The sequence below is a fragment of the Candidatus Nitrosotalea sinensis genome (assembly GCF_900143675.1).
GTDB classification, from domain to species: Archaea; Thermoproteota; Nitrososphaeria; order Nitrososphaerales; family Nitrosopumilaceae; genus Nitrosotalea; species Nitrosotalea sinensis.
Map to the genome: position 1 here is coordinate 1 of NZ_FRFC01000003.1, position 17,249 is coordinate 17,249.

Genomic DNA, 17,249 nt, shown 5'->3' on the forward strand with positions numbered 1-17,249 from the left:
TTGACGGTATTGTCATTGAGTGTGAGTGAGTCGTGGAGGTTGAGTACTGAGACTTGTGGGTTGACGGTATTGTCATTGAGTGATAGGGAATCGGAGAGTGATTTTGTGAGTGTATTTTGTACATTGACTGTATTGTCGTTGAGTGTGAGTGAGTCTTGAACATTCTTGACTGGATACGTGGGGGTTGACGGTATTGTCATTTAGTCCGAGTGAGTCGGAGAGTGGCTTTGTTTGACTGGATACGTGGGGGTTGACGGTATTGTCATTTAGTCCGAGTGAGTCTTGAAGGTTCTTGATAGATATGTGTACTGCTACAACAGCATTGAGTCCTAGTGAATCTTGTGGTGGTTTATAGTCTGTTTGGAATTGCTTTATTGCGTTGTTATTAGAGTCTGCTACATAGACATAGTTGTTGCTGTCTACTGCAACACTGATTGGGCCGTCAAGACTATTGGTGAGTGTTTGAATATAGTTTCCATTTTTATCAAACTTTTGTACTCTATCATTTTGTACATCTGCAACATACACGTTGTTGAATATTTTATCAATTGCAATGCCTGTTGGACTGTTAAATTGTGTGTTTCCATTACCTGTAGATCCAAATGAACTCTTGTATGTTGCACTTGAATCAAAGATCTCAACTCTGTCATTTCCGGCATCTGTAACATAGACATACCCTGTACCGTTTACTGCAACTCCCATCGGTCCCAGGAATTGCCCAGTACCAGTACCACTAGAGCCAAATGTTCTGAGATAATTTCCATGAGTGTCAAATTCTTGTACCCTATCATTTCCTGTATCTGCAACATAGATGTTATTGGATGAGTCTATTGCAATTCCTGTTGGAGATGAAAATTGGTTATTTCCATTTCCACTTACACCCGTACCAATATTTCCAACAACAGTCCAAGCAGAATTGTATATGTCGATTTGGTTTGTGTTAGTATTTACTGCATAGGTATACCCTGTGCTGTTTACTGCAACTCCAAAGTAACTAAGACCGGTAGAATTATGCTGTAGTACACCATTTGAATTTGATATTGCTACATAACCATTGTTGCTATAGATGAAATCATTAGAACTATCAAATGTTATGCTGAGTGGAATATTAGCAGAGATTGGACTAGACATGGCTGCATTGTTATTTGCATATGCAACAGAATCTCCAAACTGGAACATTAGGTGATGTTTACCAAAGGTTATCACATGAGATGTTTCATATCCGGTTTGATTGCTAGAATAGTTATGGTAAATAATGGAATTGCCCTGTCTTGTTACATTAAGCCCAGTTGTACCATTATTCAAGAGTAGGAATTGTAGGTCTGCAGGAGTTGCATTTCCAAATTGTGTTCCATTAATTCCAGTAATGTTTAGATCTGCAGTACCAGTAGTGGTAAAGTATACAGTCCAGTTTCCTCCCTGTATTGGGTATGACTGGACGTTTATGACATTGATTTGTGCCTGTATCTCGAAATCTTGTGCGGATAATTTTGGCACAGTCCATTGCATCTGGTCTGCTATACCGTTGCCATTAGTATCTACTAGCTTTACGTTAAATCTAGGATCGTGTGTGACATCTGTCTTGGAACCATTAATCAACCAGTATAGCTTGAATGGTACTCCTTTCTTTACAAGATCCTCAGAGATATTTGAGAATGAGGTTACGTTGGTATAGTGCAAGGTAGAATTGTGTTCAACAGTGACCAATTTATCAAACGTCGACTTTGTTGAGACATCTTTTTCTACTGTATATGGGGCCGGAGTTGTAAATTGGATGTTATATTTTTGTGCGGTGTCATTGACCAGAATTAGTTTTGTAGGTTTGTTTTTCTGTACAGAGCCAGGAAGGTCACTTAGAGATGCTATTGGAGTGGTGTCATTGTTTATAGTAACAGACTTGGTTGCAGAGTCCATTTGAGTATTATTTGTATCATTAACAAATTCTAGTTTAGATGCCTTTACCTTTTTGATATCAGTATTATTTGAGATGCCAGCAAGGCCTGATAAAGGCGCATTTGTCTGTGATAAAGTGGCATTAGACGAATATACAGTGGATACATGTGTACTGTTGATTGCTTCTATTTTTGTAATCTTGGCATCTTGTGGAAGTTCTACTGCTACTTTGTCAGTTTGATTGGATAAAGTCACATTTTGAGTCCAAGTTACTGGTTTATTGATCTGGATTGGAGCATGCTTCAACGTAAGATCAGTAACAATTGTTGTGTTGTCAAGGGTAGAGTTGGTTGGAAGCAAGGGTTGTGTTGCATTAGAGTATTGGAATGACATGGTAGAGTTGGAATATTGGAATGATATGGTGGAATTGGTTGTTTTCTGCCCAAGTGATACAGCATTTAGGTTGAGAGGATTGTTATTGACAGAACCAAGGTGTGCGATTTGTTCCTGACTTAGTAATGAATCATATAGTTTGACGCTCTGAATTGAACCTGAGAATTCATTTGTAGAGTGTCCTCTTAGGGTATTAAGATAGGCACCAATGATTACATCTGCATTGGAAGATAGGTTATCTACAGTCTTTGTTTCCAGTTTTCCATTTATGGCAATATAAGGCACTCCTGAAATATGTGCAGTGGATTGTAATGTGCCATTTACATAGATGCTGATAGAGGTACCGTTGAATGTTGCTGCAATATTAGTCCAGTTCTCGCCAATTGGAAGTGTAGAGTTTACGGTATTCCACTTTACACCATCAAAGATAGAAAATATGGCTATTTTTTGTGGTGGGAGCACATTATTTATTGCAAGTATAAACTGATTCTCTTTACTTACTATGGTAAATTGTGGAGATCCCTGGCTATAATCTGGCTTTACCCATGATGATATGGTAAAGTTGGACAGGTTTCTTGTGGAATTGACATTCTCAGATAGATAGCCTGTTCCAGTTAGTTTCAAAGATACAATTCCAGTATCGTTTCGTATTTTTGCATATCCTGTAGTTGTAGAGTTTTGTGCACCCAAGTTAAATTGCCATGATTTTGTTGCATTTGGAAGAGATGGTGTTCCTGTTGTTTGGTTTACAGATTTGGTAGGATTGGTTGCAACAGGTTGAGTGGAATTAGAGTATTGGAATGATGGTAGTAGATGAGTTGCATTAGAATACTGGAATGAAGGTGAGACAGTGGAATTAGAGTATTGGAATGATGGTAGTAGATGAGTTGCATTAGAATACTGGAATGAAGGTGAGACAGTGGAATTAGAGTATTGGAATGATGGTAGTAGATGAGTTGCATTAGAATACTGGAATGAAGGTGAGACAGTGGAATTGGTTTCTTCCGCATATACAGTTCCCAGGAATATGGGAGATATTGACAAAGGAGTAACCACAATTGAGGAGATAATAATTACAACAAAGCAAAATGAAAGAATTTGCTTGATTTGTGGTGTTCGGAATTTGTTTCCTTCAGAGCGTAGTAAAATATATCCTGAAAGAGGAATTAGTAAAATCAAGATGGTCGGATTTTTAGGATCGCTTGTTACATGAGCAAATTTTATAATTTCATTTGCAGATGAGCTAGAAAATACACTAAGATCATTTTCAAGAGTTACAAAAGAATTTGAAATAATTGTATAGGAATTATGTAGTATGGAGATGTTCTGGATACCATAAAACTGGCCAACATATTTGGTATCAAATCCAAATAGACTAGTTGTTGATTGTGATCCTAACCAAGAAATATTTTGTAGATCATTGGATATCTTTTGATTCTTTAATCGTTTAGATCCTAATCTATCAGTGATCATTTTTTCATTAAGGTTTTGTTTTGCAATGGTCAATACAATTTTTGAATTATTATTTTCAACAAGTCCAATATTTTCAGATAGACTTACAATATGATTATTGATTGTAGGCGGTTGATTTGATGGATTATTTTGTTTTCCATGATTTTCTGACATTCCAATATTTTCAGACAATGATATCTGGTAACTTTTTGACACATGTTGTTCAGATGATTGCATAGAAATAGAATTTCCAAATGGAATTTGTTTTGAGTTATCAGAGCCAACTACATTATCTGCACTTGCAGCTGACAGCGATGAAATTACAAGTAAGAAAATAACAAAGAGAGAAATTATTTTTAGTTGCAAGGTAGTTCCTCCTTGTGTTTTATTGAATTGGTAAAACTGCATTCATTCCTAGTTAGAATTACAGTGGCTGTGTAAAATGACGGTAGACCTGTAGAATCTACAATTACCATTGGAGGTACTAGTATACTAGAAGTGAGTATCCTACCAATCATAATTTATTTAAATTTGCATTAACATTAAGAGGGGTGGAAATAACGCTGGGATCTACATTCCAACTTGGAAAAACGGGTTTTAGCCCAGTCCATTCTGGAATAGCTAAATTTTGTCAAAAAATGAGTTTTTTGATTACAAAATCATTTACGGATCGCGATTTCACAATAGTACATGATTTGATGTCAGTTTTTCTCAGTTTCAGCAAAATATGAAAAATCAAAATGCATCAATAATCCATGCAGATGAAATAACTTATTGAAAAATTATTTGTATCATGTAAATTAAAAGATATTCAAATGTTCTATTACTAGAGAAAGCATATTAGAGAATAATACAAATTTATTAATGACACCAATGCAATATTTTCCGGTACAATCATAAAATAATATTGATATAAAATTTTATGATAACATAGTTTTCATAAATTAATTAGTTATATTAGTAAAAATGCCATTTTAAATATTTTAGAGCAACAATCGAATTTAAAAAATAATAATACTATTGGAAATAACAGGCTAAAGACTAATACAATAAGAATTTCTTTAGGAAAATTTTTATCAAATGAATTTATATAAAAAAAATATAGATACCCTCATTTGTTGTATGAAGACATATCAAACATTGATTTCATTTACAACATATTTCATCTACTTTTTATTTACTAATACAAATAAGATGTAATGAAATTAAAATAGCAGTGTAGTGATGTTTGAATGATTATCATATATGTATATGTTATATCCGATACATCCAATATTGAACTGAATTATTTGAATAAAGAAATACTATATTCAAATTAAAAAATCAGATATTGATTATTCTAATTCAAAATGCAATTCAAGAAAAATATGAATTTCAAATCACAAAACAAGATTAGTATGAAATTGTTAAATTAGAAAAATATTTAGAGTATCATAAGAGAATAAACCGTAAGTTATCATTTGTAAGAAAATTATTATCATTTACATATGAATAATACAAAGAATATGTCTTTGCAAGTAGATTATAACTAAAGTAGACATAAAACCTCACACAAATTAATTCATAGTAAAAATAGATTAGAATGACATGATTTCATTGTACTAGAAATACCCATGAGAGTATTATAATTTAGATTTGTGAGCAATGATACATTGTCTAAGTAAGATTAGACAAAAATTTTGTACAAATGTTTGAGAGTATCCCTACGTAAATCACATAATTCACTGAGAAATACAATCAATTGTAAATGACATAATTATAGAGAAGGTTATTTTCTGGAATTGAAAATTTATAAATTTCTTAATTTACTTTGTACACAAATTTTTACACTCTAAACATGAAATAAAATCTTCAATTTGAAGAAATTGTGTTTATTTTTCATGTGAAAAAATAACAATAAAGTACTAGCTCCTATAGTCCTTGCAGAAGAATAATCTGATATACACATTGGCTTTACATGGAAAGTAACTAACAATTGTTTTACCTAGATTGCATAGAATCATTAAGACATCTTAATTTATCAGTGATAAAGACAGTTCTTTGTTGAATTTCAAGATAATTACAATAATTATTGGGGTTGCAATTATAATATCTGCTCTAGTAATATTAGGGCCTATTACTAAACCTGCTACAGACAGTAATGACCAGTACATAACTAAAGGTAGCATAAGTCATTCTGCTGTAAATTTTACGTTACCTGCCAATTACACATCAATTCAGCTTCTTGATTATTGCTCACAGAGTCAATCTCTAGTATATGATGATAATTGTTTACGTGGTCTATGGGATGTTAATGATGAATGTAAAAATGGCAATTTCTCATCAACAAATTCCGTATGCCAAGACCCAAGACTTGGACAATTTGAAGATAAGGTAAATGCATACATGAAAGAACTAGATAATTCGTTGACAAAGATGGTCAATTCATGCATTAATGTGACATCGGACAATGATATCCATTCTTGCTCAGATAACATGGAGAGAATAAAAAATGATTGTTCAGATCCAAGATTGTTTTCCATGTGGTCAGTATGCACTGATCCTAAGATAGATCAATTTAATGAAAAATTCAAAGAAACCCTATCAAAGACTAATTCTCAATAATTTTAATGAATGTAGTATTGATTCAGCACTAATTGTACAAATTCTGCAGCCATTTCAAACTAAATCATTCTAGTTATTCTATAACAGCCATGTGTACCACATGTGGATAGTTGTGATGAATCTGATCATATAATACAATATCATATGATTAACTTTGAATAATTTCTACAAAATCAATTGCTTAGATTATTTTCAACATGCGAAATTAAATGACTAGGCAAAATTTCATCAGAATTAAAAGAACTAATCTAATAGTTTAACAAATGAATTATTTGTTAACTTGTTTGTTATATCAAAGCGTAAAAATTATTTATCCTTTTATTCTAACTAACAACTCGTAAACTGATGTTGCAGCACTATTTATTGTCGGACTAGTTCCATACGTTGATGGGAGTGCATTAGTACAGCAGGTATATGTTGCAGTATATCCAGTAGCAGTTTCAACAGCACCCATTGTACTAACCATTCCAAGAATATTGGGTATTGCAGCAACCGGTATCGCCCTTAGTGTAGGTAATGTAGCTTTGCATGAAATTGCCAACCAATACATATTTCCACCATATAGTGTAATAGGTGAACCAAAGGTGGTTGTTTTGACGCCTGTTGCTGTTGTAGCAACTGAACCTGAGTCACTACCACTTACCAAGAATTCAGGTTGTTGATTTCCATTGTCAGTATAGATTCCTTGTCTACATGCAGATGTTGCTCCAGAGGTAGTAACTTCAAATTGTTCTGCATCAATTGTAATTGTTTTTGGTACTACGAATGGATAAGCATTAAGAGTAGCTACTCCTGCCAAGGTAGTTGCAGTATAAGTCATTGTACCTGCACCATACCAACGATTCATTGTAGAACCGCTTGTTCTAAACGAATTAATGTCATCACTTGTACGATCTATTCTTAGCCAATTACTACCGTCAGATTGTATTGTCATCGTACCGCCGTTATTAAAAATACTCAGTGTAGCATTTCCACCTATTGTTTGTGAGTTAGATGGAACAATCGTCAACACATTACCTGATGTATCGTCCTTTTTAATCCAATAAATTTTTCCTTTCAGTGTTGTCGCATCAGGCAAATTGAGTATTGTAGGATTTGTGCTTGTTGTGTTAACGTCTATGACATCATCAGTTGTTGCTGCAGTATATCCACTAGTAGTTTTTTTAATAGTTCCAGTACTAAGTCCTTTTACAAACAATGTATTAGTAAAATTATTATTTTGCGTAAAGGTTTGAGCCAAACCCAAGGTAGCAAGTGTATCAGTTCCAGTAGTTACTGGCAGGTTCAGGGTACGGTTTGCTGTTACTGCACCGCCTGCTAGAGTAGTTGCAAAGGTATTGGCAGGATTTCTAACTATGATTCCAGTATTGCCAAACTTGTCAGTTGTACTTGAACCAAAGTCTTGATTACTAGTCCAGATTTGGGCCAATCCCAGGGTGGCAAGTGTATCAGTTCCAGTAGTTACTGGCAGGTTCAGGGTACGGTTTGCTGTTACTGCACCGCCTGCTATTGTTGTTGCAAAGGTATTGGCAGGGTTTCTAACTATGATTCCAGTATTGCCAAAATAATCTGTCTGACCTGAACCAAAGTCTAATCCCTTCTGGAATGTCTGTCTACCGTTGTTTCCCGTTGTTGTAACTACGTTAGGGCCAATATCAATAGTATGCTGACCTGTACCTTGATTTGTGACAGTTGTATTACCTGTAACTTGATTAAAGAACTGTGCAGCAGTATTATCTGTATTTATTGATGTCACAGCAGCTGACAAAAATGAGGAACAAGCCCATGTACCAGAAGCTGATTGATATTTTAAGACCTGATTATTGCTACATGTTGCAGTAGTAGAAACTATAGTTTGAGTGGCACTGTTTACGTCAAAGAACTTGAATGCGTTTACGTTAGCAGCAGTATTAAACCACAGATCACCTGTGGACAGACTACTTGGATTACCGGATATTCCTGCCAGACTTATTCCAGAAGTACCAGAAGTACTTCCTTGAAATGTTTGCTTTGATCCTGCATTATACGTATTTGCAGTATCTGTAAAAACAGATGTAGTAGGAAGATCAGATTCAATGAATCGCGATGCCAAGGATATGGCTTTCTTTGGAATTCCTGCAGCATCTGCAGAATATACTACTATAGTAGACAATACTACTAACGATACAACCAGTACTGCAAGAGACCCCTTTCTCACAACTGTTCACCTAGTAAAGAAACAGATAAAGATTTAGGAATTTTCGCATTGATCATAGTTCCAAAATGGAAGTATTAACGGGTGATTGAAATACATTATTGCATGAGGCTACTAGTAATTGTAGACTTTATCACTTTTTATGGTCTTTAGCATCATCATGTTTTACATCGTCATCGTTGTCTGTTACATCCTTCCATGCATGCTTGTAATGTTCAATTACATCATCAAAGTTACCCTTGCTATAATCATCAGCTGCATTGTTCATCTCCTTTTGTGCATCATCAATGTGATGTTGTAATTCTTTTGCATCGTTTCCAGAGAGGTGTGTGACTAGGGCCTTGGCATCATTGATGGCTGTGGTAGCAAGCATATTGTCTACATCTACCAATTGATTGATATCATTTCGTAATGAATTTAAGACAGATGTAGACTCTTTACCATCTTTTATTACATCCATCATGTGTCTTGTTGCCTCTTTTTCTTCGTCAAAGACATGTTCCCCTTTCTTTGTGTTTAGGTGTATACCATCAGTACTCCACCATGTAGGTGTTACACTTTCGGTTATATCGTTGGCTGCTTCTTTAATATCATGTTGATCATCTTTGGTAACAAGTGTAAGCATACTCAGGTTTTCTACTACACCACTCTTCTTTGCAAATGGTGTTGATGTAGATGCTGTTGGTGTGGCATTTGCTTCATTTGAAGCAGATGATGCGCCAGCAGAGTTTACTGCTCTAATGACATAGTAGTATGTCTGACCGTTTGTTACTCCAGTATCAACAAAGCTTGTGGAAGTTACTCCAGTAGCAATTGGTGTTGCAGATTCTCCTCCTGCTGTAGTACCACGGTATATGTTGTAACCAGTAATTGATGAACCTCCATTAGATGTTGGAGCTGTCCAGGAGAGTGAGACTTGGTTGTTTCCTGGTGTTGCTGTTAGTGAAGATGGAGCAGATGGAGGTGTTATGATTGTAGATGAAATTGGTTTTGCACTTGCCTCATTTGAAGCAGATGATGTGCCAGCAGAGTTTACTGCTCTAATGACATAGTAGTATGTCTGACCGTTTGTTACTCCAGTATCAACAAAGCTTGTGGAAGTTACTCCAGTAGCAATTGGTGTTGCAGATTCTCCTCCTGCTGTAGTACCACGGTATATGTTGTAACCAGTAATTGATGAACCTCCATTAGATGTTGGAGCTGTCCAGGAGAGTGAGACTTGGCTATCTCCAGGTACGGCAGTTAACGCAGATGGTGAAGCTGGAGGTGAAGACGGTGTGGCATTTGCTTCATTTGAAGCAGATGATGCGCCAGCAGAGTTTACTGCTCTAATGACATAGTAGTATGTCTGACCGTTTGTTACTCCAGTATCAACAAAGCTTGTGGAAGTTACTCCAGTAGCAATTGGTGTTGCAGATTCTCCTCCTGCTGTAGTACCACGGTATATGTTGTAACCAGTAATTGATGAACCTCCATTAGATGTTGGAGCTGTCCAGGAGAGTGAGACTTGGTTGTTTCCTGGTGTTGCTGTTAGTGAAGATGGAGCAGATGGAGGTGCTGCTGCATATAATGTAGCACTTGCTTCATTTGATGCATATGACATACCGCCAGAGTTTACTGCCTTGATAACATAGTAGTATGTCTGACCGTTTGTTACTCCAGTATCAACAAAGCTTGTGGAAGTTACTCCAGTAGCAATTGGTGTTGCAGATTCTCCTCCTGCTGTAGTACCACGGTATATGTTGTAACCAGTAATTGATGAACCTCCATTAGATGTTGGAGCTGTCCAGGAGAGTGAGACTTGGTTGTTTCCTGGTGTTGCTGTTAGTTTAGATGGTGATACAGGTGATACAATCAAGTACACTTCATTTGATGATGGTGACAGACCGCTGATGTTGAATGCTTTAATGGTATAATAGTATGTTTGACCAGGTACTAGTCCACTGTTATCAGTATATCCTGGTGCGTTTGTTACAGTAGCAAGTGGTGTTGCACCTTCTCCTCCAGGAGTAGTGCTACGGTACACATTGTAACCAAGTATTGCAGAACCTCCAGTGGATGTTGGAATTGTCCATGTAAGTGAGACAGTACCGTTAACAGTTGAAGCTATTGGACTTGATGGAGGACTAGGAATAGTGTGAACAAAAGATATTGCAGCAAGTCCGGGAACAGATTGTGCTACCTTGGATACTGCTATTGGAGTTGTACTTGGGCCGTTGCTTAGATTGATTGTGGCCAAGTATTGACTTGTATCACATGATACTGCTCCGTATAGTTTTCCAGATGTATCAAACGAGAGTGATATTACACCACAATTAGTATCAGGGAATGCAGAGAAATCTAACGGTGCAAACAAGCTAAAGCTTGCTGAGTTTACAGGCTGAATTATTCGATATATTCCATAGGTGTCTGCATAATAGATGTTATTATCAGGGCCAACGGAAAGACCTCCAAATGATGAAGTGTCAGATGGATCAAGCAAATGTGAGGTAATGCTTAGAAAAGATCCGTTTGGATTAAGACCGTTTACTACAAGTAATGGAGAAAAGACCAAACCACAGATGAATCTAGGATTAGGCTTGATTGCTGGATCAAATGCAAATCCTCCTGTACAGTCAGCAGACTTGGAATATGCATATGCACCTACTCCTGTTGTAGTGCTGATGGTTGTTACATTACCATCCGCGCCATACAAAAATCCAGTGCTGTTAAAATCAATTCCAGTAACTACAGAACCTATTCCAGATCCTATTGGAGTATAGGAGCCATCAGAAGGATCAATTGAATATAGATTAGATACAGAATCTGCGCCATACAATACAGCAGGCACTGGTGGGATTGCATCTGCAGATGGAATAATGCCATTATTATTTAATGAGACATATGAAGGAAAGAACAAAAGTGCAGATATGCTAAATAGCATAACTAGGGAAAGCTGTTTTCTCACAGGGTGTGGTATTTTATTGAAATGATAAAGACTGAGGAATTCTTGTCTTTATTATAGTTCCAAAATGGAACTTTCAAACACATTTGTTGGGCCAAAAAGTGCAGATCATACAACAGGAAAATTTCTACAATAATCTAAATACAGTAATTCCTATTATTTGTTTCCCATATTTTGGAAATATAATTTATAATTAAATAATTTTGGTGAAACATAGTCTTGACTGAGTACATTAAAAAAATAAAAGAATAAAGAAATTTACTGTGTTCCTACAGTGATTGTCCAGGTTACAGTCAGTGCATCGTTTGTATTCAATACAATTGTGTTAAATGTCTGACCTGCAAACATTCCATTTGTATTAAAGGATGTACCGTTGAATATTCCTGCTTCTCTCACATTAGTACTTGCTCCACCATTTGTGAATTGCTTGGATAGAGTTACAGTTGCACCGCTTCCTGAGGAATCGGCTACAGAGTTTGTAGTTGCTGCTGCTCTTGCAAGTCCAGAAACGTTTGTTTCGTTACCCAACTTGGTTGAAGTTGCACTAATTGTAGCACTTGAAGTACCGAGTGCAAGGTTTGCATATGTAGTGGTAGAAGCACCAGTACACAGTGATCCTGCGGTTGCAGTCGAACCAAATATCAGTCTGCCTGCGCAGCTTTCACCTGATCGTACTACTTGGTTGTCTCCTTGTCGGTATTCTTTGATTTGACCTTGTGCGTCAGTAACCATCAATGTAACATGGCCTAACATTTGGACTGGTTCAGCACTAGTGGTCTGTCCTACATTAGAGGACGGATTTATGGAAAATCCACTCACGCTTAACAAGCCTACGGATAGGGCTATTACAGCACTGGTTATTCCCAAAGTCATTAGTTTCTTCATAGGGTCGAATATGCCTTGGTCTTATTAGATATTATGGAATTTATTAAATCCAACAAGTTCCAAAACGGAATTATTTAGACTTTATTCCAACAGATTCGTGTAATTGTATAGAATAGTTTTTCGCCGCAGGAGTCGTCTCATTTTGCTGTCTCAAGTTTTTATCAACAGGTTTACTTTCTTGCGCAGATAAAACATACAATCCAACCACGGATATAACTAGTGCAATACCGATTCCCAACATGACAGCATATTTTTTGTTCAAGTTGAATTAACAACAAGATTACTGATTATAAGTATACGTCTTTGAGAATTTAAAAATGATTTAATATTTAGTGGTACAATTGCAAGTCAAATGAAGTTACTAGTATTGCTTGTTGTTTGTTTATTTGGAATTCACAGTGCATTTGCTACAGATCAAATTTTCATTACAAAATCTTTTGATTTGGATAAAGTAATTTTCGATGGCAAATGGTCATTTTATACAGAGTGGAAAAAATCTAGTTGGAATCCATTGACATATGACAACGGCACTACAATCATTGATCTAAGAACTGCACATCAAGGAAATTTCATATATGTATTTGTCGATGATGTAAAAACAACTCAATGGAGTAGTGGCAAAGACAAAGCTACAATATGTTTTGATACAAATGATACCAAGAATACAGTTGCTAATGCAAGCGATTATTGTTTTCAGACAATTCTTTCCGGTACTGAACCAATTACACTACAAGGAGATTCCACAAGTCCTAGTAACTTTAAAACAATTTCCAATCCAGATGGATTCATAGGTGTTGCATCCATTTCAGATGTAAATGATCGTTATACAGATGTTCCACATCCAGGTTACGAATTCAGAATTCCAACTGATACAATTGGCAGATCAGCAGACTATGGTTTCTATGTTAGTGTATACCATTCACAATCAAACAAGACATACTCATGGCCCCAAGATATTTCAACATCTGCATCAGAAATACCAAGCCCTAGCAAGTGGGGCGAATTGATATCACCTGACAAATCTCTTCCTGAATTTCCTGTTCCTGCAATAACATTACTAGGATCAATTATTGTAGTGATTTATTTCTCAAGAAATGTCATCTTCAAAAGATTTGCATAGCAAACAACCAAATTCAATCCATCAAATAAACAAGAGAATTATTTCTTGCACGAAATGTCAGCGTCTTGTAAAATACATAGCAAATGTATCAAGAACCAGGGTAAAGCGATTCAATCACGAAAAATATTGGGGAAAGCCTCTTACAGGTTTTGGAGACACAAATGCCAGAGTACTGATAATCGGGCTTGCACCTGCAGCCCATGGGGGAAACAGGACTGGAAGAATGTTCACAGGAGACAGTTCAGGTGATTGGCTTGCAAGAGCCCTTTTTGATTCCGGCTTTGCAAATATGCCAACAAGCCAGAGAATAGATGATGGGTTACAGCTAACTGATACATACATTACAGCATCTGCACGCTGTGCACCTCCAGATAACAAGCCTACAAGAGCAGAACTTGACAATTGCTTTCCATTTCTTGTCAAGGAATTAGAAATACTCCAAAATGTTACAGTAATAATCTGCCTTGGAAGAATAGCATTTGAAACATGCCGCAAACTACTTGGTATGAAGGATTCCAAGTTTTCTCATGGTACAAAATTTACTTGCGGAAGGTACACTGTAATATGCTCATATCATCCAAGCAGACAAAATACACAAACCGGCAGGTTGTCATGGAACCAATGGTCTTCCATTTTTTCAAGTGCTAGAGACATTATTACAAAATAAATCAGTGGCATAATCAATTACAAACAAACCATCATACCAAGACAAAGGCATTTCTTGCTAAAATGATATAAAAAGAAGACGCATTCGCCAGTCTCCCCATCCGAGCTTCCCTACTCGTATGTTGATTGTGACGATACGCCGGAGGGTGATGGAACTGATGGGAATCTGTCGCCAATTTGTTGTTCTGCAACTGCAGATGCTTCTTGCAATATTCTTTCGGTTTCTTCGCTTGAGACATCGCTGTCAACATTAAAGTCTCCTCCTGCAAGAGAGTCCATCATCAATCCGTTGAGTGTTTGTGTCATTGCATTAAGTTCAGAATCTGCTTCAGGCATGAATCTTCCTAGTGATGATTTGAGTCCTTTCATTGTGGACATTGCAGGGGCGATTGCTACCATTGCATCACCTAGATCATGTATTGTGGTTAGACGCAGTTGTACCTGCTCTAATGCCATTCTAGCATTTCCTAACATCTTTGACACTTTTCTAATCTCAGCCAGTTCGTTTGACAGAACTCTGCTTGTTGCTGCATCGTGATGTTGCATTGCGGCTACGATTCTCTTGAACAACTGAGCATCTCTTTCTCTCAGTTTTCCAAGCATAGAATCCATCTTCGATATTTGACCCTGTAACTTGTTCACAGCTTGCTCAATCCTAGGTTTTAGAGCGCCTTGTGGTTTTACAGTTTCACGTAATTTTTCGGTTAAACCAACAGACTCTGGTCGAGTCCAGGTCTTATCGAAGCCGGTCATGCGGGGTAGTTCTAAAGTTGGTTCTTAATGGCCGGTGTATATTATCCTCAACATTAGGCTAAATTTAGCTAACAAAACGTAAATCAGACTTTAAATTCCAAAAACATACAATGCCAAAAATAGCAGTCTTTGATTCTGGCCTTGGCTCCCTGTCAGTAATAAAACCGATACAAAAAAGGACTCGCTCCGAGATAATCTATTTTGCAGACCAAAAAAATTACCCATACGGAACCAAGACAGTATCCCAGCTAGACAAAATAATCAAGAATACAATTTCAAAATTGCAAGAAAATTTTTCACCTGATGTAATAGTGGTAGGCTCTAACACGCCATCATTATTACTAGATATAGAAAAAAAAGACAAGATAATTGGAGTATATCCTCCTCTAAAAGATGCTGCACTAAAGACCCGATCTAAAAAAATCGGAATACTTGGAACACAGGTAGCAGTACAAAATAAGGCACTGGATAAATATATCAAAAAAAATCTATCTTCAAAAATAACAGTTGCAAAGATAAATGCAACCCCGCTTGTTGACTTGGTGGAATCTGGAAAATTTATTTTACAGAAACAACAAACAAAAAAAATAATTAAAAAAATAATCACTCCATACGTAGATGATGGAATAGATATTTTTACATTATCAAGTACACATTTGCCATTTTTGCTACCCATGTTCAAGGAGTTGTTTCCAAAAATAGTATTTCTAGACCCTGCAGATTCCATAGCAAAACAAATTGCAAAAATATTTGAACGTAAAGTTCCAGCAAGACGAAAATTAAAAATCTACACATCAGGTGATGCAGTAAAATTTCAAAAACAATTATCCAAGATTGGAATTAAAAATACTGTAAGTTCATTATGATTTTTTCTGAGCTTTTCTGTATCCATGAGTAAATGTTTTGTCATATAACTTAGAGTATTCATATGAAGTTGGATTAATTACATCTCCAATTATTATGATTGCAGTCCTTGTTATTTTTTCATCATGTATTTTTTTTGCTATATCTTGCAGTGTTCCAGTGATGATCTTCTGATCTTTCCAGCTTGCCCTGTATACAACTCCAACAGGTGTTGATTTGGAGTAACCCCCTTTGATTGCATCTTGTACAATTTTTGGAATTAGATGAATGCTAAGATAAAAGATGAGTGTTGCCTTGTGCTTGGCAAGCTCAGATATTTGTTCTCGTTTGGGCACCTTCGTTCGAGATTCTGCCCTTGTAACAATGATTGTTTGAGTAACGCCTGGAAGTGTTAGTTCGCATCCAAGCGCTGCAGCAGACGCCAAAAATGATGTGATCCCAGGTACCACCTCATAGTCAATTCCTTCTTTTTTGAGATTGTCTGTCTGTTCCCTTATTGCGCCATAAATGCTTGGGTCGCCATCATGTAAACGTACAACAAGTTTTCCTTTCAGCGCATTTTCTTTTAGAATTTTAAATATATCTTCCCGTACAAGTTTTGCAGCATCATGAAGTTGCGATTTTTTACACATCTTTATTATTTCATCAGGAATAAGTGATCCTGAATATACTACAACGTCTGCCTTTTGTATTAGCTTTTTTGCCTTTACTGTAATTAATTCAGGATCTCCAGGGCCACAGCCGACAAAGTATACCTTAGCCACGTTTTACCACCATTATTGAAAAATATTTTGTTGTCATTGTATCTTTAGTGACCTGACCCAGTGTTAATTTTTTTATGATCTCCTGGTCAGTTCCAATGTCTTGACCAATTGCAAATATAGAACTGTCAGGAAATCCTGCTTCTTTTAGTAGTGATATGACTTGATCAAAATATCTTCCATCTTTTAAAAATATCATAGTGTCACAATTTCTTGCAGTCTCTTTTACTCGCGATAAATCATAACACGATGGAATTACTGCCATGGTTTCTGCACCCTCTGCAAGACTAATTCCCACCTTTGATGCAAATGTAAACATGGACACAATTCCAGGTATTACATTGATTTTGATCTCTGGATGTTTTGTATGCAATTCTCTGTCAATGTATATCCAAGTACTGTAAAGATACGGATCCCCTACAGTCAAATAAACAACTTTTTTTCCAGACAAAACTTTCTCTGCAATTACTTGCGAGTTTTGTATCCAACTGTTTTCAAGAGTATCTTTTTCCTTTACCATTGGAAATACAAGATTGACAACTTCAGGTTTTTTTGACTTGTCTACTAGTGGTTCTATTATGGAATAAACAATGCTTGGCTTACCTTCCTTGGATGTAGGACACACAATAATCTCGGCATTTTGTATTGTTTTTACTGCCTTTACAGTAAGAAGTTCAGGATCTCCAGGGCCACAGCCGACACAAGTCAGTTCATACATCA

General features: G+C 36.4%; 11 protein-coding genes. 4 read left to right on the forward strand and 7 right to left on the reverse strand.

Going from position 1 to position 17,249, the window contains the following annotated elements:
* Nucleotides 1-72: 72 nt before the first annotated feature.
* Nucleotides 73-4,104 (reverse strand): LamG-like jellyroll fold domain-containing protein, encoded by a 4,032-nt coding sequence (locus NSIN_RS01550; protein WP_165775220.1) that lies wholly within the window; start codon nucleotides 4,102-4,104, stop codon nucleotides 73-75.
* 1,677 nt (nucleotides 4,105-5,781) lie between these two features.
* On the opposite strand from NSIN_RS01550, the gene NSIN_RS01555 reads away from it, so the two are divergent.
* Nucleotides 5,782-6,342, forward strand: coding sequence for a hypothetical protein (locus NSIN_RS01555; protein ID WP_133124026.1), 561 nt, complete (start codon nucleotides 5,782-5,784; stop codon nucleotides 6,340-6,342).
* A 310-nt stretch (nucleotides 6,343-6,652) separates the two neighbouring features.
* Here the strand turns inward: NSIN_RS01555 and NSIN_RS01560 are convergent, their stop codons facing one another.
* The 3 genes from NSIN_RS01560 to NSIN_RS01570 all read right to left on the reverse strand — a co-directional run bounded on the left by NSIN_RS01560 (nucleotide 6,653) and on the right by NSIN_RS01570 (nucleotide 12,365).
* Entirely contained in the window at nucleotides 6,653-8,539 is a 1,887-nt protein-coding gene (locus tag NSIN_RS01560; protein ID WP_101009075.1) for a hypothetical protein, read from the reverse strand.
* Nucleotides 8,540-8,669: 130 nt separating this feature from the next.
* The gene (locus NSIN_RS01565) at nucleotides 8,670-11,483 is read right to left on the reverse strand and encodes a fibronectin type III domain-containing protein (protein WP_133124027.1); all 2,814 of its coding nucleotides are present in this window, start codon (nucleotides 11,481-11,483) and stop codon (nucleotides 8,670-8,672) included.
* A gap of 255 nt (nucleotides 11,484-11,738) precedes the next feature.
* Nucleotides 11,739-12,365, reverse strand: coding sequence for a hypothetical protein (locus tag NSIN_RS01570; RefSeq protein ID WP_101009077.1), 627 nt, complete (start codon nucleotides 12,363-12,365; stop codon nucleotides 11,739-11,741).
* 352 nt (nucleotides 12,366-12,717) lie between these two features.
* Between NSIN_RS01570 and NSIN_RS01575 the strand changes: the two genes are divergently transcribed.
* Entirely contained in the window at nucleotides 12,718-13,485 is a 768-nt protein-coding gene (locus tag NSIN_RS01575) for a hypothetical protein (protein ID WP_101009078.1), read from the forward strand.
* Nucleotides 13,478-14,152, forward strand: coding sequence for a uracil-DNA glycosylase (locus NSIN_RS01580; RefSeq protein ID WP_245871869.1), 675 nt, complete (start codon nucleotides 13,478-13,480; stop codon nucleotides 14,150-14,152). The genes NSIN_RS01575 and NSIN_RS01580 overlap by 8 nt, the downstream gene beginning before the upstream one ends.
* A 110-nt stretch (nucleotides 14,153-14,262) precedes the next feature.
* Here NSIN_RS01580 and NSIN_RS01585 read toward each other — a convergent pair whose 3' ends face one another.
* The gene (locus NSIN_RS01585) at nucleotides 14,263-14,904 is read right to left on the reverse strand and encodes a Snf7 family protein (protein WP_101009080.1); all 642 of its coding nucleotides are present in this window, start codon (nucleotides 14,902-14,904) and stop codon (nucleotides 14,263-14,265) included.
* 110 nt (nucleotides 14,905-15,014) lie between these two features.
* Here NSIN_RS01585 and NSIN_RS01590 point away from each other — a divergent pair, with 110 nt between their 5' ends.
* On the forward strand, nucleotides 15,015-15,770 hold the full coding sequence (locus NSIN_RS01590; RefSeq protein WP_101009081.1) for a glutamate racemase: 756 nt from the start codon (nucleotides 15,015-15,017) through the stop codon (nucleotides 15,768-15,770).
* Here the strand turns inward: NSIN_RS01590 and cobM are convergent.
* Together cobM and cobI are read right to left on the reverse strand one after the other, a co-directional pair.
* Nucleotides 15,765-16,532 (reverse strand): precorrin-4 C(11)-methyltransferase, encoded by a 768-nt coding sequence (cobM, locus tag NSIN_RS01595; RefSeq protein ID WP_101009082.1) that lies wholly within the window; start codon nucleotides 16,530-16,532, stop codon nucleotides 15,765-15,767. The genes NSIN_RS01590 and cobM overlap by 6 nt on opposite strands.
* Entirely contained in the window at nucleotides 16,525-17,247 is a 723-nt protein-coding gene (gene cobI / locus NSIN_RS01600) for a precorrin-2 C(20)-methyltransferase (protein ID WP_101009083.1), read from the reverse strand. Before cobI ends, cobM begins: the two co-directional genes overlap by 8 nt.
* Nucleotides 17,248-17,249 lie beyond the last annotated feature (2 nt).